This window comes from Pseudomonas sp. MWU12-2319 (assembly GCF_023242525.1).
GTDB lineage: Bacteria > Pseudomonadota > Gammaproteobacteria > Pseudomonadales > Pseudomonadaceae > Aquipseudomonas > Aquipseudomonas gingeri_D.
Genome location: NZ_JALJES010000013.1, coordinates 181519 through 206844, shown reverse-complemented (window position 1 = coordinate 206844; position 25326 = coordinate 181519). Strand labels below are relative to the sequence as shown.

General features: G+C 55.0%; 25 protein-coding genes and 2 pseudogenes. 9 read left to right on the top strand and 18 right to left on the bottom strand.

All coding sequences use genetic code 11. From position 1 onward, the window contains the following. Positions 1-44: 44 nt before the first annotated feature. Entirely contained in the window at positions 45-992 is a 948-nt protein-coding gene (locus tag M5C01_RS21655) for a TIGR03756 family integrating conjugative element protein (protein WP_152740728.1), read from the bottom strand. Further along, the gene (locus M5C01_RS21650) at positions 989-1393 is read right to left on the bottom strand and encodes a TIGR03757 family integrating conjugative element protein (protein ID WP_152740729.1); all 405 of its coding nucleotides are present in this window, start codon (positions 1391-1393) and stop codon (positions 989-991) included. The genes M5C01_RS21655 and M5C01_RS21650 overlap by 4 nt, the downstream gene beginning before the upstream one ends. A gap of 394 nt (positions 1394-1787) precedes the next feature. Between M5C01_RS21650 and M5C01_RS21645 the strand changes: the two genes are divergently transcribed. Further along, on the top strand, positions 1788-2753 hold the full coding sequence (locus M5C01_RS21645; RefSeq protein WP_152740730.1) for a hypothetical protein: 966 nt from the start codon (positions 1788-1790) through the stop codon (positions 2751-2753). 256 nt (positions 2754-3009) lie between these two features. After that, positions 3010-4110, top strand: a complete 1101-nt coding sequence (locus M5C01_RS21640; protein WP_152740731.1) for a hypothetical protein — start codon at positions 3010-3012, stop codon at positions 4108-4110. Positions 4111-4446: 336 nt separating this feature from the next. On the opposite strand, the gene M5C01_RS21635 is transcribed toward M5C01_RS21640, so the two are convergent. Together M5C01_RS21635 and M5C01_RS21630 are read right to left on the bottom strand one after the other, a co-directional pair. After that, positions 4447-4935 carry a hypothetical protein gene (locus M5C01_RS21635; RefSeq protein ID WP_152740732.1) on the bottom strand — a complete coding sequence of 163 codons (489 nt, stop codon included), beginning with the start codon at positions 4933-4935 and terminating at the stop codon, positions 4447-4449. A gap of 4 nt (positions 4936-4939) precedes the next feature. After that, positions 4940-5609 (bottom strand): annotated as a pseudogene (locus tag M5C01_RS21630) (recombinase family protein). Between the two features lie 344 nt (positions 5610-5953). Between M5C01_RS21630 and M5C01_RS21625 the strand changes: the two are divergent. The 3 genes and pseudogenes from M5C01_RS21625 (at position 5954) to M5C01_RS21615 (ending at position 9036) form a co-directional block, all read left to right on the top strand. Beyond that, on the top strand, positions 5954-8044 hold the full coding sequence (locus M5C01_RS21625) for a hypothetical protein (protein ID WP_152740733.1): 2091 nt from the start codon (positions 5954-5956) through the stop codon (positions 8042-8044). Positions 8045-8091: 47 nt separating this feature from the next. Next, a pseudogene (locus M5C01_RS21620) lies at positions 8092-8433 on the top strand (tyrosine-type recombinase/integrase); the annotation flags it as partial. A gap of 51 nt (positions 8434-8484) precedes the next feature. Next, positions 8485-9036, top strand: coding sequence for a hypothetical protein (locus M5C01_RS21615; protein WP_152740734.1), 552 nt, complete (start codon positions 8485-8487; stop codon positions 9034-9036). 91 nt (positions 9037-9127) lie between these two features. Here the strand turns inward: M5C01_RS21615 and M5C01_RS21610 are convergent, their stop codons facing one another. From M5C01_RS21610 to M5C01_RS21600, 3 genes are all read right to left on the bottom strand, one after another. Next, positions 9128-9394: a hypothetical protein gene (locus M5C01_RS21610; RefSeq protein WP_152740735.1), complete on the bottom strand. Its 267-nt coding sequence runs from the start codon at positions 9392-9394 to the stop codon at positions 9128-9130. Continuing rightward, a complete protein-coding gene (locus M5C01_RS21605) occupies positions 9394-9588 on the bottom strand; it encodes a DUF2158 domain-containing protein (RefSeq protein ID WP_152740736.1) in 195 nt (64 codons plus the stop codon). Before M5C01_RS21605 ends, M5C01_RS21610 begins: the two co-directional genes overlap by 1 nt. 502 nt (positions 9589-10090) lie before the next feature. Further along, on the bottom strand, positions 10091-11251 hold the full coding sequence (locus M5C01_RS21600; RefSeq protein WP_152740737.1) for a hypothetical protein: 1161 nt from the start codon (positions 11249-11251) through the stop codon (positions 10091-10093). A gap of 128 nt (positions 11252-11379) precedes the next feature. Here M5C01_RS21600 and M5C01_RS21595 point away from each other — a divergent pair, with 128 nt between their 5' ends. Beyond that, positions 11380-11616: a hypothetical protein gene (locus M5C01_RS21595; protein WP_152740738.1), complete on the top strand. Its 237-nt coding sequence runs from the start codon at positions 11380-11382 to the stop codon at positions 11614-11616. A gap of 274 nt (positions 11617-11890) precedes the next feature. Here the strand turns inward: M5C01_RS21595 and M5C01_RS21590 are convergent, their stop codons facing one another. Both M5C01_RS21590 and M5C01_RS21585 read right to left on the bottom strand, forming a co-directional pair. Next, positions 11891-12247 (bottom strand): HNH endonuclease signature motif containing protein, encoded by a 357-nt coding sequence (locus M5C01_RS21590; protein WP_103498605.1) that lies wholly within the window; start codon positions 12245-12247, stop codon positions 11891-11893. Positions 12248-12471: 224 nt separating this feature from the next. After that, on the bottom strand, positions 12472-13110 hold the full coding sequence (locus M5C01_RS21585) for a hypothetical protein (RefSeq protein WP_152740739.1): 639 nt from the start codon (positions 13108-13110) through the stop codon (positions 12472-12474). 1059 nt (positions 13111-14169) lie between these two features. Here M5C01_RS21585 and M5C01_RS21580 point away from each other — a divergent pair. The 3 genes from M5C01_RS21580 to M5C01_RS21570 all read left to right on the top strand — a co-directional run bounded on the left by M5C01_RS21580 (position 14170) and on the right by M5C01_RS21570 (position 17054). After that, the gene (locus M5C01_RS21580; RefSeq protein ID WP_152740741.1) at positions 14170-15462 is read left to right on the top strand and encodes a DUF1173 family protein; all 1293 of its coding nucleotides are present in this window, start codon (positions 14170-14172) and stop codon (positions 15460-15462) included. A 387-nt stretch (positions 15463-15849) separates the two neighbouring features. Then, the gene (locus tag M5C01_RS21575; RefSeq protein WP_152740742.1) at positions 15850-16335 is read left to right on the top strand and encodes an Hcp family type VI secretion system effector; all 486 of its coding nucleotides are present in this window, start codon (positions 15850-15852) and stop codon (positions 16333-16335) included. Between the two features lie 44 nt (positions 16336-16379). Then, positions 16380-17054 (top strand): DUF4225 domain-containing protein, encoded by a 675-nt coding sequence (locus M5C01_RS21570; RefSeq protein WP_152740886.1) that lies wholly within the window; start codon positions 16380-16382, stop codon positions 17052-17054. A 570-nt stretch (positions 17055-17624) separates the two neighbouring features. Here the strand turns inward: M5C01_RS21570 and M5C01_RS21565 are convergent. From M5C01_RS21565 to M5C01_RS21525, 9 genes are read right to left on the bottom strand one after another with little or no spacing between them, the layout of a single operon-like run. Next, on the bottom strand, positions 17625-20447 hold the full coding sequence (locus M5C01_RS21565; RefSeq protein WP_152740743.1) for a conjugative transfer ATPase: 2823 nt from the start codon (positions 20445-20447) through the stop codon (positions 17625-17627). Beyond that, a complete protein-coding gene (locus M5C01_RS21560) occupies positions 20447-20866 on the bottom strand; it encodes a TIGR03751 family conjugal transfer lipoprotein (RefSeq protein WP_152740744.1) in 420 nt (139 codons plus the stop codon). Before M5C01_RS21560 ends, M5C01_RS21565 begins: the two co-directional genes overlap by 1 nt. Further along, positions 20847-22319 (bottom strand): TIGR03752 family integrating conjugative element protein, encoded by a 1473-nt coding sequence (locus tag M5C01_RS21555; protein ID WP_152740745.1) that lies wholly within the window; start codon positions 22317-22319, stop codon positions 20847-20849. Before M5C01_RS21555 ends, M5C01_RS21560 begins: the two co-directional genes overlap by 20 nt. Then, the gene (locus M5C01_RS21550) at positions 22309-23205 is read right to left on the bottom strand and encodes a TIGR03749 family integrating conjugative element protein (protein WP_152740746.1); all 897 of its coding nucleotides are present in this window, start codon (positions 23203-23205) and stop codon (positions 22309-22311) included. The genes M5C01_RS21555 and M5C01_RS21550 overlap by 11 nt, the downstream gene beginning before the upstream one ends. Before the next feature lie 2 nt (positions 23206-23207). Beyond that, complete coding sequence (locus M5C01_RS21545) at positions 23208-23879, bottom strand: PFL_4703 family integrating conjugative element protein (protein ID WP_152740747.1); 672 nt, start codon at positions 23877-23879, stop codon at positions 23208-23210. Further along, positions 23876-24280 carry a TIGR03750 family conjugal transfer protein gene (locus M5C01_RS21540; RefSeq protein WP_152740748.1) on the bottom strand — a complete coding sequence of 135 codons (405 nt, stop codon included), beginning with the start codon at positions 24278-24280 and terminating at the stop codon, positions 23876-23878. Before M5C01_RS21540 ends, M5C01_RS21545 begins: the two co-directional genes overlap by 4 nt. A 12-nt stretch (positions 24281-24292) precedes the next feature. Continuing rightward, complete coding sequence (locus M5C01_RS21535; protein WP_152740749.1) at positions 24293-24655, bottom strand: TIGR03745 family integrating conjugative element membrane protein; 363 nt, start codon at positions 24653-24655, stop codon at positions 24293-24295. 39 nt (positions 24656-24694) lie between these two features. Next, a complete protein-coding gene (locus M5C01_RS21530; protein WP_152740750.1) occupies positions 24695-24934 on the bottom strand; it encodes a TIGR03758 family integrating conjugative element protein in 240 nt (79 codons plus the stop codon). Then, positions 24931-25257: an RAQPRD family integrative conjugative element protein gene (locus tag M5C01_RS21525; protein ID WP_152740751.1), complete on the bottom strand. Its 327-nt coding sequence runs from the start codon at positions 25255-25257 to the stop codon at positions 24931-24933. Before M5C01_RS21525 ends, M5C01_RS21530 begins: the two co-directional genes overlap by 4 nt. Positions 25258-25326 lie beyond the last annotated feature (69 nt).

Below are 25326 nucleotides of genomic sequence, written 5' to 3'. Positions count from 1 at the left end.
GAAGCTCCATTTCGTGAGAAACGATCAAAAAACGGGGAAAGACGTTATTGAGGACCGGTGCTACCGAGGAAGGTCTGCCCCTCTCGTTTGCAGCAGGTGTAGGGGCGCCAAAGCGACCAGGCATAACCGCCGCCCCGGGCCTGAGGGAGAGGGCCCGGGTGAGGAAAGACCGAGCAGGAGGGACTGAGCACCGGTGTCAGCGACTGCCATTTGCCCGTGCTGGGATCGGACTCGCGCAGTTCCCCCGCGGGCCAGTAACCTGGGCTGGGGAGTGCCAGCAGCGGCTGGTAGACATGCAACTGGCCCAGGCGGGTGACGATGTCTCCCGCACGTTGAGCTGTCACGGCAGAGGCCTTGTAGTCGTCAGGCTGGTGCAGAAAGCCACTGCGCGGATAGACGCTGCCCCACAGGTTCAGCGCCAGCCGACTGCCGATCTCGCGCAGGCCCGGGATCAGCGAAGGCGGGTAGAGGCTTTCCGGAATACCGTGGCGCCAGCCGAGAGGATCCAGGGTGCTGAGCAGGTTGGGCACATAGGGTGTGCCGGCTCCTGCGCACGTATAACCCGACCCACTGGCAAAGGCATTGAATGCCGCGATGCCCGGGTGGCCGATTACATCGACGTTCTTGAACACCGCAAGGTTGTTCTCGTTTGAGTTGTTGGTGGTACCGCTGCCACCGCCCTGGGCCATCGGGTTGCTCGGGCTCAGCAGTTTGACCTCCGTCCAGGGATTCTCGCCTGTGGAGGAATAGCTGGAGACCACGGCATCGGGCACGTAATGCCGAACCTTGGACGACGTGTTCACGTCACAGCCAAAGGTGGTGCACCGGAGCCAATAGCACACCCCAACGACCTGGTAGTTCATGCAGTCCGGGGATGACACAGACGGGACGATGGTGGCGGTGTCTAGGGCAAGGCTGAAGGTCGAATAGGGAAGGGCCAGCAGGACCGGTACCCATGACCTCACACGCTTACGCGGCAAACCCATGTTCATGGCCGACCCCTCCTGAACTGCTCGATCTTCGCGAGCGCTTGTTCAAGGTTTGGGTCGCCGTAGACGACGTAGCGCTGGTCCACGACAACGGCCGGCATCTTAGTGACGCCCAGGCTCCAGGCATCCACCACGTCCTGGTGAGCTTGACTGATCTCGGCAGCAGCCTCGGCGGTGAGGCTTTCCCGAAAAACAGCCTGTGCCTGGCCAGGATCGTCAGGCAGCAAACTGGAAAGCTCCGCCTCCAACTGATCAAGTCGATCCAGGTGGACCAGGCGGACGTCCGCCGTCACCTCAACGGGATGGGCTGAGTCTGTGATGACCCAGGTACTGGCGAAACAAGAGGGAGCAACGGTCAGTAGGGTAAACAGGCCGAGCGACCGGAGAGAGGGTGATAGCTTCATGAGAGAGACCCAGATAACTGAAAACCGAATCTTCCCGAAAACGATGCACAATCACATCAAGAAAACAGGATCTCGGGCGATGGCTTTTTTGGGGACGGGATGAGGTGTTTTCCGTGAATACCTTGTGAGCTTGTTGGTATGTTTTCTAAGAGGCCCTGCCCAACTTCCTTAGGATCAATCACAAATCCGCTGAGCGTTTGAAGTCGCACTGGCTCAGTGCCGCTTCTGACCCGGCGAGTTCCCCCTGCGCAACCTAGCGACCATCCGGGGTGTCACCGTGAGTGCTGTACTACTGCCAATTGGTCTAGGTTCTGAGCCAAGGGACAAGATACTGGCTAAATGCCGGCGGAGGGGGTAGATTTGCGGGACTTTCTCAGGGAGGAGTCTGTTCGACATGTCAATCCTTAACAACTCTGTCGCGTCCATCCAGATTGGAATGGAGGATTTCAAGAGCAATGATCCGCGCCGAGTGCTGTCGGTGATTCGAAATATCTACGCAGGCATTCTTCTTCTGTTTAAGCACAAGCTTCAGGAGATGAGTCCAGTCGATTCTGATGAGGTGTTACTCAAGATCAAGGTCATCCCGAGCGTCAATAAAACCACAGGCGAAATTGCTTGGGTTGGCAAGGGGACGAAGACGGTAGAGGTGGTTGATATTCAGGAGCGGCTGACAGCGCTGGGTATCAAGGGTGTCGATTGGAAGCGGCTCCGCGCGCTTCAAAGGATCAGGAACGATATTGAGCACTATTTCACTCGGCTACCAGAAGATAAGATGCGGGAGGCTGTCTCCAACGCGCTGCACCTGATCGTTGAGTTCTGCGAGCCACATTTGGAAGTGTTACCTCAGGATCTTTTCGGTTTGGGTTGCTGGAACTTTATGCTCGCAGAGGCAACCGTTTACGATGCCGAACTGGCAGCCTGCCAACAAAATCTCAAGTCTGTAGCTTGGCCCTACAATGTGGTCGCGCAATCGGTACCAGAGATGGTATGCCCGGAGTGTGATTCTCATTTGATTCGGGTCTTTGACATTGGGGCATCAGCGGATGCCCTGACGTTCCGATGTAGTGCCTGCGATTGTGAGTCTTCATATAGTGAAATTGTCGCACCGGCTGTTGAGCTGGCCATGGCAGCTGAGAATTATTGGTCCATCAAGGATGGAGGTGACCCCGTAACATCTGAGTGTCCAGCATGTGGCAAAGAAACATATATCTATCATGAAGCGGTTTGTGTGGTCTGTTCTGAAGGACCTGAAAATACAGAATGTACATTGTGTGGTGCGCCACTAACTGTAGATGAATGCTTTCACGGCGATGTGTGCAGTTATTGCCAATATAAGTATGACAAGCTGAGGGGGGAATAGATTTTCCAACTCCTTCAGTCCGCTTTTTTACGGGCCAATGAGATGGCAAACTCGGCCTTCTGCGGGGTGGGTCCTTGCCTTTAGATACGTTGGTCATAAAATCTATCTGACTATCGGTATGTAGGTTATTTGCCGCGGTTTTCAACTTGCGCTAGCATGGTGATGTCGGCGACTCTACTCGCTAATGAGTATCACGTGCGAAGGCATCCGCAGATGCAAATCCTGCAGTCTCACTCCCTAAAAACGAGCGTAATAAATGCCTGAAAAGCTTGCTAGAATTATTGAGTCAGCCTCAAAGCGTATAGACCTGCATATTGAGCGTCATCGGTTAACGCAACAGGTGTCGTTACCAGATCACATTCGAGCAGTGCGCCGCGACAGGGTTGCTCGGATAGGTCACCGACGTTTGATCTATTTGGACACAAACGCCTGGAAATGCCTAGCTGACCATCAGCAAGGAAAGCCTGGGCTGACACCTGCGATGATTGAGTTCGCGGAAGCTATGGTTCATGCCAGGTCGAGCAATAATTTTATCTTTCCAATGGGGGTCACAAGCTTCTTAGAGCTGGACTCAATGACGGATCAGGGAACACAAAACTCACTGTTGAGCTTTGTGGATGATTTGTCACAAGGCTGCTGTATTGCCCCGTTTTCTGAGCGTACTGAAGAAGAAATTTTGAGATTGATAAGTGGCGATTTTACGGAGGAGAATGATGCTTCTCAATTTCTCTGTAGCCCAGTTGAGCTATTAGGGTTACCTGCGGTGTCTTTCAGTGGGCGCGCAGCGCCTATAATTGATGAGCTTACCTTGAGCAAAGCACTCTTCGACACCTTTGCAGAGTTACCGTTTTCCTTGCAGCTTGAGCTTGGCTATTCAGCACAAGGGCCTAGATGGAATAACTCGTATGGGATATCAGAAGCGAATCAAGGGAAACAGGATTATCAAGAGCTGATCGTAAATCTCAAGGTAGGAATTTTTGTCGAATTGAAGGGTGCGATAGAGGCTTGGAATATTAGTGTAGGAGGAGGGCTATCCGCTCAGGAAATTACAGAGTTGGCTGGGCGGGCACTTGTGCATTGGGTCAAACAACCGACTTCACGAGCATTTTCATTTCTTAGGATTACTTCCGCACTTCACGGGCTGATGCGATACGACTCTCAACGACGATTCAAAAGTGGGGACTTCATGGACTTCATGGTTGCAGGTACCGCTTTACCTGTTGCTGAAGCACTATTTACTGACAAAAAGCTTGCTGCTCTCCTCAAGGATTCACATATCGGGCTCGATCAGTTTACCGACTGCGCGGTGGTGAGTGGGTTCGAAAATATGGCTGCCTATTTGACAAAAGAGCTGTAATTGTTTCAATGGCTAGCAGAGAGGTTGTTAAGTATGCTTCGATTTTTTCTGTGGAGATGATTCACTTTGGGGGTGGCTAGGGCAGTCGTAAGATTGTTTGTTTTTGAATTGGAGTTTCTGCGAGTGGATTCGGGGAGTAATCTGTCTTCTGCTATTTTTATTTAATCGGGTCTTGGTTTTTCGCTTAGTATCGGATATGCAGCGCGATAGTAGAGTGGTCAGTGCTGAAACAGGGTTAGTCCGGCCTTGGTGCAGGTGATGTTTGGTGGGGAGTGCTGTGCCACTATTCTTTTTTAAGAAATAAAACCCGCCGAAGCGGGTCTTCTGCTCTATTGCCTAGCCAATAATTCGAATGTGAACCTGATCCGAACCCACGGAATAGAAATTCGCTACTGCCATCTTGGCCTCCTCAAAAGACATGGCGTGCCTTAAAAGGCCAGTGTTGTCTATCCGCTCGGGAGCTTTATGGCCATGCACTAAGCAATACTCTAGCTTTTCTACGAACAAATCATCGAGATCAGTTCCAGGGGTATAGGCATCCATTATTGACTCAACTGCTGCTGCACTCAGCCGCCGCGAAGCACCAAGTTCAAGAGTCCATTCACTTTTTTTTGTGAGGGGGCCGCCTACTATTTTTCGGTTCCAGTGCCTAACCTTGAAAAGCTCACCATCACCCCCCGAATCGAACTCCAAGACATATCCTATACGCAGTGCGTCTTCGTCCGAAACTTTTTCAGGAAGCATCAAATTCCAGTCAGATACTGATCCATTAAACTTCTCTGGTCCTTCTTCGAACTTAATTACGTGAACTCTTATATCTTGCATCGGGCTATCCTTTTAATAGTGGCGAAATACCATCAGCAATAGCTGTCGTGATGTCAATAGACTGTGATCTTAAGGCGCGAGACCATCGACGAGAAAGCAATTCCGGCGAAAAGGACGCGGTATGTCGGATTCCTAGGCCCACGACGAGCAGTTCGGTCACGCGCTTGTGCAAGTCGACGTCCATCGGGCGTCCCTGGTACTTGCCGGCAGCTTTTGCCTTCTCTATGCCCTGGGCCTGTCGCTCGCGGCGTTGCTCGTAATCATTCCGTGCGATTGCCTCCATCATTCCCACCAGCATCAAGTTGATCGCTCCCAGCATCCGGTCGGTGAACTCATAGCCCTTGGTATCGCACAGCCCATAGTCGCTGGTGGGCAAGTCAAGTGCAACGATGCTAAGACGCCTTGGCGTCAATAGCACCCTTGAGCTTGGTCCAGTCTTCAGTCGACAGACGGGATAGTCGTTCGATCGATTCAACCAGCAGCACGTCACCCTTGCGCGCGTCCTTGAGCTGGCGTAGCAACTCTGGGCGATCAGAGGCTGCGTCGCTGGCGTTCTCCAGGTACTCGCAGGCGATAACCTTGTTGTGCTCGCCGACGGACGTCTCCAGCGACGCTCGGGCGCGGCTGGCGTCCTGCTCGTTGGTGGATGCTCGGAGATAAGCGCGGATGAACATGGAGGCGTTATGTATCCGTTAGGGCGCACCTAAGGTGCTACACGGAGCGGGACTGAAATAGTTGGTTTCGGGCCGATCGAGAAGGGGGGGTGTAGTAAGTCGCAGGTATGCAAAGTGATACGGAGCCGGATATTCGGCAGTCTGGGAGGTAAGGCCTGGTGGTTTTCCCCCAACTGGCTTGAAGTCCGATCTGTAGACAACAACCTGAGCTCTCATTATGCCCAGGGGGGGGGCGCGACGGTTGTTGGTTGACGTGGGGGCGCCCCGACTTAAGGGGCTCGTATTTAGGCCGATACCTTTAGAGTCTACGCCAGTATTGGCGTTTTATTTGACATGGAGTAAGCATGAGATTGCATCAAAGTACGATGTTGAATATGGCGCGAAAGCGCCAGCTTTCCCATCCGACATCCGAAACTGGTTGGGATGTCCAGCACTGGCAGAATGTCTTCGAAAGTCTGACGGACAACAATCCAATTGATCGTTCGATAGCAGAAGCAGCTAGCTGGTTGGGTGTTCATTTTAAACGGATATCCTTTACTCGTGAACATCATAAGCTGAGGAAGGATGAGAGTCTAGTTTTGAAGGATATCCTTCATGTTCATCTTGCAGCCGCAAACCTTGGATATATGCAGGTCTCGGCGCAGCAAATGCGTGAACTTAATCCTGATGATGGTCCATCCCTTGAGAAAATGATTGGCTACAAGACGGATCTCACTCAAGACGGAACGAGAGTGCATGCTAATCAAGTCGTAATGATGAGGCTCGATAGCATCTGCCCGGCAATTTATGATGCTTTAAAAAATAAAGATAAATTGGCGGAGATGTACAAGGCTTTCGAAGGGAATCCGCCAGGGCTTGATAAATTGACTTTTATGTTGAGTGAGCTGAACTGCTCTCAGTTGTACCATAATGGTTCTGTTATTTGGCAGGAAGTTCTTTTTGGGGATGCATATTTCGCGTTTGTTCCTGATAAAAAAATTATTTTTGTATCTAAGCAGAATGATTTGGGCAAGATGAAAGCCATCTGCGATTATCGCAGGGATCATCAAAACGGTACTGCGTCACTTCAAGCTAAGCACTTAGTTTATAATTCAAATTTTGTACTGGGTTCTGCTGCGCCGAAAAAATTTATTAAATTCGGTGAGGGAGGGGTGTTAACGATTCACAGGTATGATCAGTTTGATGAAATGTTTGGGCGTTATGTAAGGGGGAGATGGATTGAGCAATTTTTAGGGGTTGAGGAGTATCTGTTTGATATTATGGAGGTGAAGTGCCCTGAAGATGCCCAAGGGCAAAGCTACTCAGTGCGAAATATCCTGCTTGTATGGTTTCATCTAACATTAATCGCCCATCAAATGTCTGATCAAAAGGGTGATTCCTCACCCAGCGGTCTGATGGAGCTTCTTGAATATTGCGTTTGGCTCAATCGAGCAGAGTTGACCAGAGTACTAGCTGAGGTCACTGCATTTGATGAGTCTTTGATAGCTTCGATACTGAGCTTCCTCACTTACGAGGCCGCAAGCCTTCAAGATGATCTTTGGCTGAAGCCCCTGCTCGCCATTGAGGGAGAGGTAGCGTTATCTACCGGTGCGCTGCTCTCTGCCAGCCTCCGCAGGAATGTGGACATGTGGCTCCCGCTGGTAGATCCTAAAGCGAATCTCCGTGGGCGCCATTTTGAGAAGCATATGGTGAGGGTGATGCAGGAGTGCAAAGCTGGAAGCGGCCCTATCTGTGAGCACTTGAAGTGGACCGGCGCGATCGATCTGAAATATGGTGGGGCGGGAGAGGAAATCGATCTTACGTTCAGCTTCGGTAAAACCATCGTCGTGGTAGAGCTACGTAGCCGTAGAATCCCGATTACCCCACTGGACTATCACAATGTCCTGCATGAAAAGGAGAGTGGAATCCACAAAAAGGCAGGCCAAGCCAAAAGAAAGACACAGTATGTTCGGAGTCACTTGTCGAGATTCTGTGCAGAGCACTACCCTGACTTGAGTGACTGTCTGAATGATGTGGTAGTGCATCCACTTGTGGTCATCAATGACCAGTTCCATGCTGGCTTCCCTTGTGACAATACGCCTGTGTTGGATGAACATCTGCTCAAACACTTCATCGAGGATGGTAGAGCGAAATTCCTTGCTGCAAGTCCCTCGGACTACCGATATGCTGTTGTTCTGTACGAAAGTCTAGAAGAAGCAGAGCAAACATTTATGAACTATGCTATGTCTCCGACGATTGTTGAGGTGCACGCAGCGTCGCTTAAGGAAATCCAGAATGTTCATCTCATTGCAGAAGGCGAGATCCCAATGCATTGGCATACATATGATGTTCTTGAGCCAGAAAGTGAAGAGCAGACGCTTGCCATCCTCAGCTGTCTCAGTGTCGGGAAATTGATTGATATGAGAAAAACGGGCTCACCCCTGACCATGCCTTAGCAAAGGTAATTGAAAGGCGGTAAATGAGCGAGACCGTGATCGAGCCGTCACAGGCCATCGTGATGCAGCAAAAAATCCAGCATCCAGCGCAATTCGAAATCACTGAGCAAACCCGAATTGTTCTGGAGGCTTGGATGCATTAGGCACGCCTCCGCGGCGAGAACTGCTTGTTTCCAAGCCGTTTGCACGACTCAGACCATCTTTCCCCTAGGCAATATGTTCGAATAGTTAAAGCGTAGATGACAACCATTGGGCTTGACTCAACCATGTACAGTACTCACATGTCACGGAGAACCAAGGCATCGTCGATCTATCGCAGGACGAAGAACCTGAGAGCTTTCCAACTCCTGCCTGGTCATACGAAGCTTGAAATCACTGTCAGATACTAGAGCATTGTTCGCAGGTCGGTTACGCTCAGATTTTCCAAGGATAGGGCCGCCTTGATGAACCTTCACTCGATAGCTGAGTACTTTGCTAACGCTTGGCAGGAGTTGGCCGTAGGTGGCGCAGCTGGATACGCGCTCGCCGGTCTGAAGTCGTTACCGGCGATGATCAAAAGCTTTGTGGACTATCGAAAGGGAAAAGGCCGAGTTAAGGCTGAAGGGAAAGTGATTCCCGGCCTGGAAGATAAACAGAGCGCAGCGAGGCATAACAACAGGGATGGCTTCGGTGCTGGGCAACTTCTTGAGTGTTTCGAGGTGCGGGTAAGGAACATCGGCGCTGTGCCAGCATTCGTAGAGGACGTTTGGCTGTCGGACCGTAACGGATCGACATATCATGCCTATAAAACCGCTGTTTGGCACACTGGCCTCGTTCGGGTAGGTGAGGGAGGAGCTATTGAGGTTGCCCCCGGCTCATATCACGATTTTTTGCTACGGATTCCGTATGAGAAGGACATCCTTGAATTAACGCACTGGTGCGTGTCTTTCAACAATGGAGTTATTTGGAAAGCCCACTTGCTTACCTGGCGTCAGCGCTTGTTCAGACGGTGAGGCGTTGCGACTTCGCCAGGATCAACGACTCCGCGCCCTGCGCCGGGACGAGGGATCTCCGTCGCGGAGACCCCCTTCAAATCTGAGCGCTTTAGCCTCTTGCGTCCCGCCCCGGCTCGTCCTCTGCAACGCGGAAACGCCAATACCGATCCGGTTTCACCCAGACCACCGTGTCCGGAGTCAGCTTGCGGAAAGCGGCCAGCACAGCCTTGCCAATCACTTGATTACCGTCTGCGTTCTCGGTAAGCAAATCTTCGCGCTTAGCTTTGACCAGGCGTTCCACTACATTGTCTTGGTACACGCACGTTTCACGCTGAATCTGGGCGAGCATCCATTCCGCTACTGAGTTCGCGTCCATTAATTTTCCTCAGGTTCTAGCACTACTATTGTTAAGCCATGCGGTCTGAATTCGCCTTGCTCCAATTTCTTACCTGCAAACCATTGGCAGGTGTATATGTCGGCGGAGGCGCGATAAGCCTTCACCGTCATGTTAGGTCCTCCCGACTTTAATTTGACAATATCACCAATCATAAACTCGATATCTGTGCTCATTCCTTTGCCTTTTTTTGGATGTAGGAGAGGTTTCCCCAGCCTCACAGTAGCGGGGTGGTAAATGGTTTTCAAGAGCGAGTGATGGAGCTGCCGCAGCGTACGCGCTTCATTGGGTAAGCCTGTGCCGAATACTGAGAACCAAAACGTCACACATCGCGATATTCCACTGTGGGAGCGGGGTATTGCGGGGTTTTTCCCTTGGGAGGAGATGCACTTAAAACTGAGTGCATTGGTTAGATGCGCGGAATTTGCTCACATCGCTGCCAGCTACATGATGCACTCATAATTCAGTACACTGATGATGGTCCTGGCTTGTGGATCATTCGGTATTCTGCTTTTAAATCTAGTGGGATTAGATTTTGGATTTGACTTTTATAACTCCGATCAGTGAAATGAGCCGGATCACTGGGATCAAACGGCTCACATTGAGATAGTTTCACTGCGAGGGAGTGTAGGGCTTTCAATTGACCATTGCGAATGGGCACGTTCCGAATTACCTCAGCTACTTACCCTTTGGGATAGCAGAGGCTAATGCTTTTGATATTTCTATGAATTGATTTTTTTCCAGTTGGATTTTCGCAATTTCGGTAGTGGTTTGTCCCTTCTCCAGTATGTGATTCCGTTCCGTCCCAGCTAGAGTCTCGACCACTTTTGAAATTATGTTCACACTGTCGCATCGCAGTGCTGTGATTAATGCTAGTTGTTTTGACTCGATGTTCGTTAGCTCATTTTGAAAATATTTGATTTCACTCAAGCCGGCTTTATATAGGCGTAAAAAAAAGTAAGCGAAAATTTCAATAAAGATCACAAGTGTCAAACGAGGAAAAAAATTTACTGCATATGGAATGGCCTCAGTCGTTGTTTGTTCGTTTTTGAATATGAATACGGTAAGTAGTATGAGGCCTACTACTGTAGTGAAGACTCCTAACGCTAAATTCACGTTTCCTCGTCGCCCTAAGGCTTGAATCTCATCTCTAAGTCGCTTCGCGGAAGTTGAGTGCGCCTCGTTAAGCTTTACCTCAATATGGTCAATCCCGGCCGCGCGCTCAAACTGGGATTTAAAATTTTCAAGAAGTTCTAGGCCTGCTGCATCTTCAATTTTTTTCTTGATTGTTGAGGTGATTTCTTCACTGACAGATGGCGTGGATGAAATCGCCTCTTTCAGTTGATCTAGCTGCTCTTTTAATTCTGCTATTGCAAGATTTTTAGCTAACGATTCGGTAGAGTTTTTATATAGTGGTTCAGGTTTGTATTTGAGTGTTTCTAGTTCAAGGTATCTGCTCTGGAAGCCAGTTTGCAAATACCAATATATCATGTTGGTCGCGCCAGCGACGATGGCAAATATAGGGAGGTAGAAGTAGGTGAGCTTGTTCATAGTATCTTGTATGGTACTATTTGAAGTTTCATGTCTGAAGAGTATTGAATATATTAAAAATGCCCCTCCGAGAACCATTGGAATTATAGAGGTAACTATACGCTGTCGATGCAGGCGATCCAGGCGATCTATCCGTTCCTGCAAATCCCGCTTCCGATCCATAGGCATAAATTTGTTTCCATATTTAATTGGGTGGCATTCTGCCACTTTCTCGCTAGGACGTCTCCTGGGATTCAGGTGTTTCGCCGCCAATAAACGACTAGAGGAGGCTCCCAAGGCCTGGGTCAAAGGATTGCTCTGTTGACAGTTAACCGTTCGCAGCGGGGCTGCTAAACCTTAAAATAATTCATTTCTTCTTGCGTTACCACTCACGAATGTGCAATATGGTTTTGGTGTGAGTGGTAACGGAGGTGGATATGGCAGATAAGAAAATCTCGAAGGAGCCCCTATCAGCAGCAGATCGCCAGAGGCTCTACAAGAAGCGTCAGCGCGATGCAGGGTTCAGGCACACCTCGGTATGGATTCATACAGAAACGGAGGAGGAGGGGAAGCTAGCTGCGCGAGATGGAAAGCCACTCAATCCAATGGCTTCGAGAGATCCATTGAGCTGGGCAACAGGCTGGATCAGCGAGAAAGGTAAGCAACACCCCTGATTGTGGGTGTTCAAACGTGGGGCAATCCCACCTTTGAAAGGTGCCAGGCCGCTGCAGCAACAGCGGCCTGGCTATCACACGTGTAGTGGTTCACTAACTCCGGACACGACGTAAAGTTTTCTCTGGCGTCGGCTCAACATTGAGTCGACTCGCTATTGGGGCGGGAAATAAAGCTGTTGCGAATTCAGCGGAGGCATTATGTCGAGCGCGGGAGACTCAATGACATCCACCCTATGGTCGTACTCACGACCATAGGGTGGTTGCTGTGTCCTGCCTATGGCTGAACCACTGACCCCGCCAGACGAAACGGGTGCCAGCGGCCTTCCATCACCTTGCTTTGTACGAGCTCCCGATAGGCTTGCGGCGGCAGGGCGACCTTGCCCTGATGCCGACGTACGTTACACACCTTGCAGGCTGCGGCGATGTTTGAGGGGCGGTTTGAGCCACCCTCACACTTGGCCACCAGGTGTTCGGCCGTGCATTGCATCTGCAGGGCCTGCTGGCGCGAGCAGCCATAGAGCTGCGCGTATTTTCGGGGCGAGGTGACATACATGGGGTAGTCGCAGTAATAGCAGCGACCTTCCTGGCGGTAGAACGCATAGGCGCGTGCTCTTGCTACGGAGCTGGGCATGGAAGACCTCCTGGTTTCAGAGGAAGTCCGCGGTGCTGTCAGAGGTCTTGTGCCGTCTTCACGGATCAAGGCATCCGGGTAAATAGCGTGGGATGCGAGGGCCGCACCGCCATTGAACCAGCACCTCGGACTCACAACGTGCAGCAAGGGGAAACCGTCTGCTCACCCGTGAAGGTGAGCAGACGGTTGATGGGCCTCAGTCAAGCTGGGGCAGGGGAAATGAGTCAGTACTCGTAGGGCAGCAGCACGGTAGTGGCGCTTCTGTCTGCCTCGGTGATGATGTAGAGCCTTTTGTTGTCTCCAGCGTCAATGTCGTAGGCCGAGAACAGCCAGGTGCCATTGTGCAACGCCTGTTCGTTGCTCAGTTTGTCGTCTTCGTCCAGCTCGCCCCAGTCACCGGCAAGGTGCCGGCCCAGGTACGGAGCTATGTCCAGCAGCCCTTGTTGCTCGAGCTGACTGACACTTTGGGTCTTCAACAGTCGACCGGGTTCAAAGAGCATGCTTTGAGTGTGCCGAGTCGATTGACTAGTTTCGCTCCTGAGCATGATCCGTAGCAGCGTTGGAGTGTCATGCTCTCGTTCGACGATCATGCGCAGGTCCAGCCAGTGAAACTGATCCTGCAGATGCTTAGGTGGCAAGCGAAAGAAGCCAAAGTCGTAGGTGTAACTGCAAAGGACCGATACCTCGGGCCGTTGCAGAATGGCCCGATAGCTGGCTCTAATGACCTCAGTCAGGCGTTGCTCAAAGTCCTCCCACTCAAAGGGATGCTCGGTGTAAACGGCTTCCTGCCAGGTACGAGCACTGAGCACGATCGGCAGTTTGATCAGTTGCTGTTGCAGCGGGGTAAGGGCATTCAGTTGCATGGGATCTCTCCAAAAAAAGCCCAACACGGAGAGACACTGCGCCCGTACGGGGGAGTGTTCCCCGCATGGGCTGAATAGGTGGTGAATCAGGACGTGGCGAGTGCCGACGCCTTGTTACGAATGGGCCACCGATCAAGGCCGGGTGGCTGAAGATGGGTACCGTGGCTCAAACCAAGAAGACCTGGTCTACACCCCGAGTGTGTTGCGGATAAAGGGTACTGCCACGCAGAGAAGCGTTAAACCATTCCCCCATTGTAGGAGCCGAATGGATGATCGGTGGTCAGCCCGTTGCTCCTTGAGTTCTGCCCTCAGCTCAACGCCTAGGTTTGTGATGGACTGTGTCAAATGAGTCTCGACCTGTTTGAGGTCAGCCTTTGTAGCCAGCTTTTCCACTTCGGCCTCCCAAGCGTGTACCACCGCTTTGGCTTTGTCAGGGGTAACGTTGGCGGTCGTCAACGCGTCGTAGATCGTTATCGCAAGTGTCATGTTGTCTCCTGTACGGAAAGTCGATCAGGAGACCCACCTGACGGTGGATTTCCGTCACGATGGGGTTGATGCATTCGGTCGTCGAGAGACTCGACGATTGTTCGCGCTTCCGAATGCTGAGCGAACTACAGATGACCCATGGGCTTGAAAACCCATCGTAGCCTTAAAGGTCCTGGCTACCGGGGAAGGTGCTGCCAACGACAGCGAACCAGCCCAGATAGTCGATCCAAACCCACTGAATGAGATAGTCAGACGTTTCCTTGCGTTGCGTGGGTCTATGCCTAGTGTTTTGAGTGTCAGTGATCTTGGGCGCCGGGAGGCGTGGATTCCGACGTTAGCGGCGGGCCGAAAGGTATCCGGTTAGCCCCTTTCATTCAGTGACAACTTTGGCCTTTGACGCCCAGGTGCACTCGAACATGATGGGAGGCCCAGCGCGTCTGGGCGGTGTCGATGCAGGGTAGGGGGCAGATCGCGTGAGACCGCCATTACGGGGTTGCCCATGCCCCTGATTGCGAATGCTGACAGGTAGGACAAAGGCCCAACGCGAAGGGCCTGCACAAGGAGAGTGTTCCCATGCTCAATGAGCGCTTCACGGTCGTGATCGACGGCCAGCCCTTCTCGAAACCCTTTCAAACGGAAGATCAGTTCGCCAAGGGCTGGAAGTCCGTGCTGGAGAAGGCCTACGGCCGCACTCACGCCACGTGCCGTTGCCCAGGCAAGGGTGAGCGCAAGCTGGCGATCAAACGCCGGGAAACGACCGATGACTTCCATCTGGCCCGGTTCGCCGGCACAGGCCCGGAGCACGCCAACGAGTGCCGCTTTTACGCGCCAGCACCTGAGCGCTCGGGCATGCAGGGCTATGCGCAGGGAGTGGTCGAGGAGGGCGACGACGGCACTCTGCGTGTACGCCTGGCGCGTGGCCTGCTTGAGCAAGCGGCAAAGGGGGAGCGTGCCGATAAAGGCATTGTCATTTATGCGCCGACCGCGGGAACCCGTAAACCAGCGATGACCCTGCTGGGGCTGCTCCACCTGCTGTGGCAAGAGGCGCGGCTGAACGTCTGGTACCCGGCAATGGAGGGCAAGCGCAACAGTGGGTTGATCCATAGCGCCCTCCGTCAAACAGCGAGCCGGATCAAGGTCGGGCGCATGACGTTGAGCGACGTCTTACTGGTCAGTGCCACCCCTCGCTCCAAAGCTGAAGTCACCAACGAAGGTGTGGTGTTGGACGCGATCCAGCGCAACCGACGAGCGATAGCGGTTTCGCCATTGGCGCGCTTCGACAAGAACAAGCACGACGGGGCGGTCCTCAAGCTGCCGTTGGCGGGCCCCTTTGGCATGCCATACCTGAGCATGCCTACCGAGGTCTGGGCGGACACCGGGAGGCGATTCAAGCAGGAGATTGCGGCCTGGAAGCGCGGTGATCGGGTCATGGTGATCGCTCAACTCAATGTAGAGCCAGGCAAAGGCAACACCGGTGCCCGCGCCCAGGTGCTGGACCTGGCCCTGATGCACGTCAGTGAACGCTGGATACCGTTGGACTCCGATTACGAATCTACTTTGGAGTCCAAGTTGTTCGACGCTGGCCGGTGCTTTGAAAAACCGCTTCGCTATGACGCAGATGAGTGCGAGTTTTTCCCGGATTTCTGGCTTCTGGACATGAAGCAGGATTTCCCCGTGGAAGTCTTCGGGATGAGCTCCCCCGAGTACCTGGCACAGAAGGCCCGGAAAACCCAGTGGTACGACCGTGTCTACGGAACGGAAGGTTGGTGGAGCTGGAACGCCGCAGAGGATCCGGATGGGCTGAGGATGCTTGAATTGCCCTGTCTGCCAGTAGGCACCGCTGACGATTCGAACGGATTCCGATAGCACACGGCGCAGTGAATGGTAAGCAAGTTGTCGCAGGGGGGGCAAAATACTCTGCTTTCAAAAGGTCGACCCCCAAGCGATGAATCCGTTGCGCGGCAACCATCCTGGCCCCCGGCATCGCTGATGCTTCATGCCTTTAACAGCTTGAACGTTTCCTATGGCCGGTGCGCCTAGCCGGCGGTTTGTTTAGTTCATTTATCTATTTAAATTGAATGGTCGCCTGTTTTCGGGATGTTGAGATTAATGAGCTGCCCGTGCGAGCCACTAGTGGGGCACACAGAGAGCGGTGTGCGCCTCGATAGTTTCGTATTGGATTTTCAGAAGTTTCCTACGGGCTGATTATAAATCTTGTAATAAGATGGGCGGCCAAATTAAAGGAGTGGCGCGATGGCTAATCACGGTTACATGACGATCACCGGCAAGGCTCAGGGACTGATTTCGGCAGGTTGTTCAACCCAGGACTCTATTGGTAACAAATGTCAGGCTGCACATGCGGACGAAATCATGGTGCTGTCTTACAGTCACAATATGGCCAATGTGGGGAATATTAATGGGGCAACACACAATCCGATTGTCATTACTAAGAACGTGGACAAATCCTCACCGCTTCTCGCTCAGGCGCTTTCAAATAGAGAGGAAATAAACTGTACCATTAGCTTCTATCGAGTGTCTTCCTTTGGCGCACAGGAAAAATTTTATTCTGTCTCGATCAAAGGCGGGGTTGTGGCTGACCTTACGCTTGAAATGCCTCATGCTGTTTTGCAACATGACGCTGAGCCGCAAGAACATGTGGCTCTTCGTTACCGGGAAATTACCTGGACCCACCACGTCGCCGGAACCAGCGGATACAGTACGTGGGGGACTTACGAGTGAAGCCGGTGAATGATAGTTGCAAACCTAGCAGTTGCGATTATTGGATGGTTAGCCAAGCGGCCAGAAAACTGGGAAGTCAAGCCAGCACATTAGGTGCAAGGCACATTAAAGACGGTGCGTTGCGTTTACAATTCAATCGCGAGGTGTCGTATTACGCTAGAAGTATTGTTATTGATGTTGAGCTGGGCAAAAAAAGCCCTGAGCAGGGTCTGAAGGAGCTGAAAGACGAACAAAAAAGCCTCCTAAGCCAGTCATTGGCGGTTGCTCAAAAAGGCGTCGGCGCCATTGCCGGAGCCTTCCAGTTCGCAACCGGGGCAGGGATATGCTATGCCTCTGCTGGAACGTTGTGTCTGTTCGCGGGTGTTCCCATGATGGCCCACGGTACAAATAACATGTATGAGAATGGGCGCAACCTCTTGCGGGGGCGTTCCGATACGCAGGGCCCTGTCCGGAAGGGTTACCAAGCGATCGCCAAAACGTTGGGTGGTGGAGAGCTAGAGGGCAATATGGCGTATGGCGCCATGGATTTAACAATGTCTGCCTATGGTGTCGGACGAATGGTGTTGAAACCGGACTCATGGCGTCTATTCAGGTATGTGAACACTGATTACATCAGGGCATATAAAGCAATTGGTAAGAATTCACTCGTTTTTGAGGGGGTTAGTGATGCTTTGACCGGAAGGTCTATGTATTTGGAGTACAGGTCTAATGATAAGTAGTTTGATGGTTTCGGTTTTGTATTTTTTGTTTTCTTTTATGGTGCTCTCTTTTTTGTATTTTTTATCAAGGTATTTTTCTGGTGAAAAATTTAGGTGGGGGTGGTTTTTGTTATGCCTTGTGCTGGCTGTTTTCTTCGGCTCATTTCATATGAGTACTGTGAAGTATGGGTACGATATTATGTTTCCCGCGTTAGAAGTGCTTTTTAAAGGTAATGATGTGGTTGGGTGGATCGCATTTATTAGTATTTTTCTCCATGTGTGTTGTATTCCTACTCAATATGAACCGAAACGCTGGTTTTCGAAGAAATAAATACATCGCTCATCAATTCTGCCTGGTGGCTGTTGTTGGATTTACTTATCCACTCAAATGGGGTGGCGGTAGTGGCGGCCAGTTGCTCCCTTCGCTCCCGTACTTTCTGGTCTCACAACCCTTCAAGGTTGGTTGAGACTGAGTGCACTCAGATAAAGCTTCTATCGGTGTTGATGTTTACCCATGAACCACAGGGGCTGCCAGTAAAATAGCAAGGCGCTAAGGTGAATACTGATATGAGCGCCTTGCAGTAGAGGCGTTTATCCCAGGGCAGGGTCACTATCCACGATTGAGCCTGAAATTCCGCGTTTCTGATCAATCCGTTGCGCCACGGCCATCGCGGCATCCAGCTCTGTGATGCCCCACGCTTTCATCAGTGCGAACCGCTCCGCTTTTTCCTCCGGCTCCGTCATGGCCGTGGCCAGGTAGAGACTCGGCGGCACTGCCCGAAACAGCACCTCCATCGATTTTGACAAGATCACCCCTTCGGTGAATTTTCCGGACTCCTTCCTGGCGGACAGCATTAGAGCTTTCTGCGCCTCCGTGAGCACCCGAAACCGCGCAATCTTGTTCACTTCATCCGGCGGCATGTTCAGGCAGATCCACCACTCGATCATGTTCAGCATGGGCTCGGCGGCCTTGGGCAGGTCATCGATGTTCTGGGTGGCGAGCCAGAACCAGGCTCCGAGCTTGCGCCACATCTTGGTGATCTTGACCACGTAGGGAGAGAGCAGCGGATTCTTGGTGATGATGTGGCCTTCGTCCGTGACGTTGATGATGGGCCGGCCCAGCATCTGATCTCGCTCGGCAATGTTGTTCACGGTGTTCATCAGCGAGATGTAGGCGATGGAGAGCTGGGCGTTGTAGCCCTCACGGGCGTAGGTGGCCAGGTCCACCAGGGTTATATCGGCTTCCGGCCAAGGCGTGCCGTCACGGTTGAACAACTCGCCCTCTGAGCCCTGGCAGAACATATCCAGGGCATCGGCCATTTCCAGTAGGCGTAGACGCCGCGGCTCCGGCAAATGAGGATCATTGCCCATGGCCCGCAGGGCGTCGCGCACGTCCTGGGTCAGTACCGTTCTCTTTTGGCTCACGCAGGTGTGAGCGGCATTGATGATGCACTGACGAATCTGGCTCCTGTCCGCCCGGGTCAGGCGCTGCTCTTCCTTGTCTTCGCCACCGGTGATCATCAGGCGGGCGGTGATCTCCAGTTCGCCCAGGACATCGCGCTCATCGTCTTCCGTGGATTCAGCTTCATCCAGATCTTCGGTATCCAGGGTCATGACACGGTCGGGTGTCGCCACCAGTCGGTAGGCATCGGCGAAGGGCGCCAGGCTTACTCCAGAACCAGGCGCCAGCTTGACCCGATTGACCGTCAACCCCAGGCGCTTGGCGAAGTCCGCAAACAACCCGAAGCTGTTGCCGGCCTCGGCAATGAACAAGCGTGGCCGGTACAGGGCCATGACCTGATTGAGCAGGTTGTTGAGGGTGGCCGACTTACCGGCGCCCGTCGGCCCGAACAGAAACAGGTGTGCATTCATCTGCCGGTCCAGGCGGTTGAGGGGGTCGAAGGTGAGCGGGCCGCCACCCCGGTTGAAGAACGTGAATCCAGGATGCCCTGTACCTTCACTGCGACCCCAGATCGGCGCCAGATTGGCCACATGCTGCGCGAACATGAGCTGGGTGTACCACTCACTCTGGCGCATCCCCGGGTTGAACACCCCGGGCAACCAACGCAGGTAGCTGTTGAGTGGCGCCACTTCGTGCTCATCGCGCACAGGCTGCAGTCCGGCGTTGAGCATCACGTTGTGAAGCTGCAAGGTACGGCGGTCGAGCTCCTCGACATCCTGGCCTCGCAGGTAAAACGCCACCGCGCCCCGGTATAGCTTGTGGGCGCTGCCCAGGTGCTTACGTGCTTGATGCACGTCCGCGCGGGTTTGCTCAGAAGCCAAGGTGTCCCCAACCGACTTTTGCGCGAGGTGATTGAGATGGGCTTCCAGTTGGTCCTGCGGGCAGATCACCAGGGTGATACAGAGCACAGTCTCTTCCGGCATCTGATCGAAGAGGGCGTTGATGGCATCGCCGCCTTTGGGCGTTTCCCCGGTCAGGTGGCCGATGACCGGCGGCGTGCGCAGGCGATCAAGGACCACCACGCGGTGGGGCTGCTCGTCGAAATACCAAAGCCCCTGGTCCAGGTCTGAGCGTGGTTGCTCGAAGAACAGGCGCTGGGCGAAGTCGGTACCGCTGGCCAGTTCCAGCTCATCACCTGCTGGGCCATCGGGGTAGGACGTCAACTGATAGAACCGCTCCCGGTCTGCTCGGGTCTCGCCCAGCAGACGTGGGTGCGGGTTGAACCAGCGCAGCAGCCAGGCATGGATTTGCGCGCCGGTCATACGCCGGGTTTTGACACCGGCATTGCCCAGGCCTCCCAGCAGGCGGTCGCAGACGCTGTTGAGGGCCTGTTCGTGGGTTTGGCCGCGACGCCCATCAGCGCCCTTGCTGCGCCGGTAAACCACCAGCCGCACTTTACGACGCTGGCCGCGCCAGGGCAGTTGGGTGACCACGGTGTCTTCAAACAATCCGCCAGGTTTGGACAGGGCTTTCAAGTGCTGGCCAAACATCGTCAGGTAGCACTCGGTAAAGGCCGTTCCCTGGGCACGTGGCTGCACGTAGTTCCTGAGGGTTTGCAGGTAGCTGTCCCAGTCGGTTTCATCCTGGGCGTAGAGCTGCACCACCCAGGGCTGTTCCTCTCGCTCGTCGAAGCTGTCTTGCAGGGCGTTTTCCAGGGCGTCGCGCACGGTGCACAGCCAACTCGCTTCCCGACCTTCGGTGCCGATCGGCGTCAGCTCAAAAAACGCCGCCACCGATTCGCCGTCCTCCAGCAGCAGGCACTGGGTGTCGGGTAAATATTCCACCCAGGGCAACAGATCGACAAAGCTGGGCGTTACGTCGTAGAGAGCCTGTTCATCGGCCTTGGTGGCGGGGCGCTTTCGTGTTCTGCGCCAGGTACCGGGTTCCGAAATGCCGTGGGCCCTCAGCTGTTCAACGTGCAATTCCCAGGGATCGGTCTTGTCCGTTTCCATCAGTAGGCCTCCGTGCGTTCGCCGGGCAGGGCGTACTGCACCCGCTGGTAGAGGGGGAATACCGTGCTGTAGCCCGGCACTGGCACCGGGTCAGACCCCGCCAGATGCGGAAAGACGTACATCACGATGTCCGGATTGGGCAGGCGCTTGAACTGACTGTGGATCTCGTTGCGGGCCGTGCGGGTGTAGGCGGGCTGATCAGAACCGGTATCGTCGAGGGGGCGACGCAAGGCCAGGCGGGCCTCTTGAAACGGCTGACTCAGGGCTCCTTGAGGGGCAGACCCCGCATGGCGATCCCAGATATCGGTCATGGTCTGCGAGCCGTGGGGGAGCAGGTCGTCCTTGTCAGTGGTACAGCCTCCGACCAGGAACATGACCAGCCACAGGCTGGCCAGGGGATTAATCGAGGGTTGATGCATGGTGACCTCCTGTCACATGCCGCACCTGGCGGCCGAGGGTTTCGTAGTCAATTTCCAGCTGCCGGTCCAGGTGCACGGCCACGGATGCGCCGGGCTGCACATAGACGGCGGCGAAGGCCTGGCCGTAGAGCTTGTTCACCCAGTCGCCGATGTCTTTCACGCCCCCGGACAGAATGCTGTTCAGCGCCGATGGACCGGCCCCGACGGCGGCACCGCCAGGCGTGAGCAAGGTGCTGACATCGGCCTTATCGGCTTCGAGCAGCTTGGCCATCCCGGCGCCGGCCGCGGTGAGCAGGCTTTTGGTGCCCAGGTACTGCTGGGCGTTGGAGCGTCGCTCACCAGCAATGCACGGCACGCCATAGGGATCGCTGAGCCAGCCGATGCCGCCCTGGATCTTGTTCAGTTGCGACTGGCCGGCCTGGCCGCTGCTTTGGCGGCTGGTCAGTTTTTGCGGTGCGGGGAGCGTGCGGATGCGCCCGTCGTTGAACACGAAGGTCAGGCTGACGATCTGCCCGCGCACGCAGGAGAGTGTCCAATCCCCGGCGGCGGTACCGCTGATCACTGCACCCGCTACATCCGGTAGATCTATGCCATTGGCCGTGAGGTTGTCCGGGCCGATCAGTACCTTGAAGGGGTAGGGATCGTTCACCACCCCGTCCACCGGTACCCGACCAATCAGCGCAGTCATGGCAATGGAGCCGGTGAGGGTGCTGTTTTCCGGCAGGGTGTAGACGGGCTTGGCCGGGGTTTTGTCGTCGGTGGTTTTGATGTTGCGGCCGACGGCACCGGTATTGGCTTTGAGGGCCCGCTGGCCCTTGTTGATCTCATCACTAAAGGCCGTCGGGAAACTGAAGCCCTTCGCTGGTTTGCCAGAACCCGCTGGCAGCGGCTGGCCCTTGGCATCGACAGCGGTAGCGTCTTGAGGCTCGGTCCAGACGAGGTCAGTGTGGGCCCCAGGGAAGGACGTTTCGTCACCGGGCTCCAGGCCCAGACCGATGGGCAGGTCGGCGCCACCCTTGCTCAAAAACGAGGTTGAGAGCTGTTGCTTGAGGTCTTCCAGCAGGTTCTGGGTGTCCTGTGGGCTCAGGCGCTGCTGACCTGTGGGCTGTGCTTTCTCAAGCTCCGTGTTCAGGGCTTTCTGAATGCGCTGATCGATGTCGCTATCGCGCTGACGCAGGCGGGCGTTCTCTTTCTGCTGGTCTTTGTTTTCCGTGAGCAAGGCCTTGAGCTCCGCGCGCATGGCCTTGGTCTGGGCCACCAGGGTGGCCACGGTGTCATGGGGCGTGTCGCCGTCAATGCCGAGCTGTTTCATGTCCTCCGGGGTCAGAGGCTGCCCGGTACTGACCTGTTTGGCTGCGGGAACATCCTTGGGGGAGCAGGCTTTGATCACCCCGAACACTACCAGCAGGATCAGGGGCAGGAGCAACCACTTGAGCAGTCCATTACTGGTCATGGTCACCTCCGGGCACGGTAGAGACGGTGAGGGCCGTACTGGCGTCCACCGGACTGAGAACCGGTGGCAGAGCCTGCGCCAAGCTTCGGCCCCGGGTGACGAGATAGACCACTGTGGTGTCGCTCGCGAACCCGGTCGGCCCCAGGTGCGGGTGCTGAAAGGCCGCGCTGATAAAGTCGCCCCGCAGTTCACGTGGGTCCAGGGCGATGGGCATGGCAGCTCTGTTCTGCAGTTTGACGGCGCTGACGGTGTGGTCCTCCAACTGCCAGGCACCCAGCCATTGGCCGGTGACAGGTTGCGTGGGCATCAGGCCCGTCAGGTCCAGGTCACGCAGTGACTTGACCTGCAATACGCCGGGTAGGGGCTCGACCGTACGCAGGGGGGCATAGAGGTTTTGCGCTGCGTAGCGGATCAGGACCACCGGGATTGGCGTTTGCCGTGAAACAGGAGGGCTCTCCGAGGTGGTGAGGGACGGGTCAGCGTCGCTGTCTGATGTGTCGGTCTCGGGCGTTTCGCGGTAGCCCATGGACGTACCAGTGCCTTTCACGATTTTGACGGGTTCGAGCGCAGGCTGTCCTTGGCCATCGGTGGCGGTGATGTCGATCAGAATGATTTCACCGGTGCGCACGTCTTGCAGGTGCAGACGGGTGGGCTCGATCGGCGCGCTGGCCCGCAGGTACAGCGCACCGCCGGTGCTCTGGATACGCAACGTGTCACCCAGGGAGCGTGGGGCACCGACCCTGACGTTCTGGTCGATGAAGACGATGCGCTCCTGGTCGACGTGCAGCGGCACCGCGAGGGGTAATCGCTCCCATGGCATAAGTTCGACGGCTTGGACCGCAGAGCAGCCCAGCCAGAGAGGGAGAAAGAGGTTCAATCGACGCATGGCTAGCTTCCTTGCATAGCAGTGGCAGGATTGTTTGTAGAGGCGGGTGGTGGGGTGATGCGTTGTGGCGCGCTGTCGTAACAGTCCAGGGCCAGGCCAAAGGGGTTTTTCTCCGGGTCAACGTCCCAGCGCACCACCTGGAGCGGGTAGCGCACGAAGGCCTGCTTGACCCGTTCTGAGCCGTAAAACTCCTCGGTCACCAAGTCCAGGTTCACCACCCAGTTGTCCCGCCCCAGGACCTTGACTCGCTGTTCTGGATCATCGCTGTAGCCCCGGTCAGGCATCTCGAACACGCCCCGGGTCCGGCCGCGTAGCTCGCCAGCGGTCTGGCGTTTCTGGGCGTCGCTTTCGAGCTGGGATCTGCACTGCGGGGTCAGGTAGGCCGAGAGCCTCTGAATGGCCCGCGGATAGTTCTTCTCGCCATCGACCGGCCATCGGTTGAGCTGCTGGAAGATGTAGAAGCCAAAGGTGTACACCGACTCTGGTCCCACCTCCCACCACTTGCGGGTGCTGCCGGAGCGCAGGTCCGGTGGGAGGTGTATGGTCATATTTCGGGGTGCGTCCCACCACCCCAATCCCATGACCAGGGCCACCCCGAAGAGCAACCCACAGCCGATGCGCAGCGAGGTGAGGTGGGACTCCAGCCGGGCCACCTCATTCTTGAAGCGGCTCATATGCGCCGACTCCGGCGGGTGCTCCAGCGCCCCGAGCGCCTGACCAGGTCCGCGCCGCCGACCCAGGCGGTGAGTACCGGCCATTGCATCGCGAGGGCGTATTGCAGGTAGCGGTACAGCCATGTCTCCGGCTTGCCACGTTTGTGACGGCGCAGCAGTTTGCCGCCCACCAGCAGGCCTAGAGCGGTGCACAGCATCAGCGTCGTGGGCGCCAGTGCCACGCTCTGAAACATCACTGCAATGCCAACCCCCAGGCCAGCGCCGATCACCGCGCTGACGGCGACGGAGATCCACATCTCATCGGCCGTGAGTCCCAGCACGATGACCGGTTGACGATTGAGCCGTGACGGCAGAAACCGAAGGGTGCCGTCGGGCAGTAGGTGATCCGTGTCGTGTGTCATCGCCAGATCTCCTCACAAGATGCCCGTGCCCTTGGTCAGCAGCCAGATGCTGATCACTAGCAAAATGGCGCCCACACCGCAGGTGAGCCCGAACTGGCCCCAGGTCTTCTTGCCGTTTTGCACCTCGGAGTAGGTGGTGTAGGCGTGGTAGGCCACCCCACAGAACGAGGCGGCAGAGATGAGCAAGGCGATCAGGGTGACGATGTCGAAGGCATGGTTCTGCAGCGTCTGGATCGTGTTGTCCGAATCGCCACGGCTCGGGGCTTCCATTTCCGGGAGTGCCGCGAGCGCCCGGTACGACCAGGCGGCCAAACAAGCCACGCTGCAGCGCGAGAAGAGGTGAGTGACGCGGTTTAAACCCATACGGTTTTTCATGAGGTGCCTCCATGGCAGGGGTAAAAGCGAGAAAACAGGTCAGTGCAGCAACAGAAAAGTGAGCAGCAGGTAAATCAACATCACCTTCACGGCCAGTCCGACGAGCTTCCCTTGGGAGAGTTGGCCGGTGGCCCAACCCCGGTAACCGGTGACGAGGGCCCAGGCGGCGAAGATCAGGGCGCCGGCCAGAGCCAGGCCGATCAGCAAGGTGGTGCTTTGTTGCGGGGTAAAACCGCCCATGGCCTGAAAGGCGTTGAGCTGTGATGCACTCATGCTCATGGGGATCTCCCGACGGACCGGGTGTAGTGGCCGGTCAGTTCCGGCGGCGTACGCGGTTGAGCACGTGACGGCGTGAGGTAGCCCTCAATGCCGCCACGAACCTGCTCCAGGTCAGCAGAGAGGCGGGCGTAGTCGAAGGTGAAGCGCGCGTGCTCATCGGCAGGCACGGCGGTATGGGTCTTCACCTGCCGCGTGACGGCTTCCAGTTGGCGCAGCACCAGACTCAGTTGGGCGCGTTCGTGATCCGTTGGCTCAGCCATCGCCACGGGCACGGCAAGGCTTGCCACGAAGGCGATATATCGAAGTGGTTGGGGGTAGGGCATGGGCTCGATCCGCTCGAAGAAGGTTCAACGAGCCTGCCAAAAAATGAGGCACATGACAGCCGGAAAACA

What these genes read in the sequence shown, in the direction of transcription:
- M5C01_RS21550 (WP_152740746.1), bottom strand. Translation starts at nt 23,205, where the DNA reads ATGCGTCGATTGAACCTCTTTCTCCCTCTCTGGCTGGGCTGCTCTGCG.
- M5C01_RS21645 (WP_152740730.1), top strand. Translation starts at nt 1,788, where the DNA reads ATGTCAATCCTTAACAACTCTGTCGCGTCCATCCAGATTGGAATGGAG.
- M5C01_RS21580 (WP_152740741.1), top strand. Translation starts at nt 14,170, where the DNA reads ATGCTCAATGAGCGCTTCACGGTCGTGATCGACGGCCAGCCCTTCTCG.
- M5C01_RS21655 (WP_152740728.1), bottom strand. Translation starts at nt 992, where the DNA reads ATGAACATGGGTTTGCCGCGTAAGCGTGTGAGGTCATGGGTACCGGTC.
- M5C01_RS21590 (WP_103498605.1), bottom strand. Translation starts at nt 12,247, where the DNA reads ATGCCCAGCTCCGTAGCAAGAGCACGCGCCTATGCGTTCTACCGCCAG.
- M5C01_RS21585 (WP_152740739.1), bottom strand. Translation starts at nt 13,110, where the DNA reads ATGCAACTGAATGCCCTTACCCCGCTGCAACAGCAACTGATCAAACTG.
- M5C01_RS21595 (WP_152740738.1), top strand. Translation starts at nt 11,380, where the DNA reads ATGGCAGATAAGAAAATCTCGAAGGAGCCCCTATCAGCAGCAGATCGC.
- M5C01_RS21555 (WP_152740745.1), bottom strand. Translation starts at nt 22,319, where the DNA reads ATGACCAGTAATGGACTGCTCAAGTGGTTGCTCCTGCCCCTGATCCTG.
- M5C01_RS21525 (WP_152740751.1), bottom strand. Translation starts at nt 25,257, where the DNA reads ATGCCCTACCCCCAACCACTTCGATATATCGCCTTCGTGGCAAGCCTT.
- M5C01_RS21575 (WP_152740742.1), top strand. Translation starts at nt 15,850, where the DNA reads ATGGCTAATCACGGTTACATGACGATCACCGGCAAGGCTCAGGGACTG.
- M5C01_RS21610 (WP_152740735.1), bottom strand. Translation starts at nt 9,394, where the DNA reads ATGGACGCGAACTCAGTAGCGGAATGGATGCTCGCCCAGATTCAGCGT.
- M5C01_RS21530 (WP_152740750.1), bottom strand. Translation starts at nt 24,934, where the DNA reads ATGAGCATGAGTGCATCACAGCTCAACGCCTTTCAGGCCATGGGCGGT.
- M5C01_RS21640 (WP_152740731.1), top strand. Translation starts at nt 3,010, where the DNA reads ATGCCTGAAAAGCTTGCTAGAATTATTGAGTCAGCCTCAAAGCGTATA.
- M5C01_RS21560 (WP_152740744.1), bottom strand. Translation starts at nt 20,866, where the DNA reads ATGCATCAACCCTCGATTAATCCCCTGGCCAGCCTGTGGCTGGTCATG.
- M5C01_RS21635 (WP_152740732.1), bottom strand. Translation starts at nt 4,935, where the DNA reads ATGCAAGATATAAGAGTTCACGTAATTAAGTTCGAAGAAGGACCAGAG.
- M5C01_RS21650 (WP_152740729.1), bottom strand. Translation starts at nt 1,393, where the DNA reads ATGAAGCTATCACCCTCTCTCCGGTCGCTCGGCCTGTTTACCCTACTG.
- M5C01_RS21625 (WP_152740733.1), top strand. Translation starts at nt 5,954, where the DNA reads ATGAGATTGCATCAAAGTACGATGTTGAATATGGCGCGAAAGCGCCAG.
- M5C01_RS21570 (WP_152740886.1), top strand. Translation starts at nt 16,380, where the DNA reads ATGGTTAGCCAAGCGGCCAGAAAACTGGGAAGTCAAGCCAGCACATTA.
- M5C01_RS21545 (WP_152740747.1), bottom strand. Translation starts at nt 23,879, where the DNA reads ATGAGCCGCTTCAAGAATGAGGTGGCCCGGCTGGAGTCCCACCTCACC.
- M5C01_RS21535 (WP_152740749.1), bottom strand. Translation starts at nt 24,655, where the DNA reads ATGAAAAACCGTATGGGTTTAAACCGCGTCACTCACCTCTTCTCGCGC.
- M5C01_RS21565 (WP_152740743.1), bottom strand. Translation starts at nt 20,447, where the DNA reads ATGGAAACGGACAAGACCGATCCCTGGGAATTGCACGTTGAACAGCTG.
- M5C01_RS21540 (WP_152740748.1), bottom strand. Translation starts at nt 24,280, where the DNA reads ATGACACACGACACGGATCACCTACTGCCCGACGGCACCCTTCGGTTT.
- M5C01_RS21605 (WP_152740736.1), bottom strand. Translation starts at nt 9,588, where the DNA reads ATGAGCACAGATATCGAGTTTATGATTGGTGATATTGTCAAATTAAAG.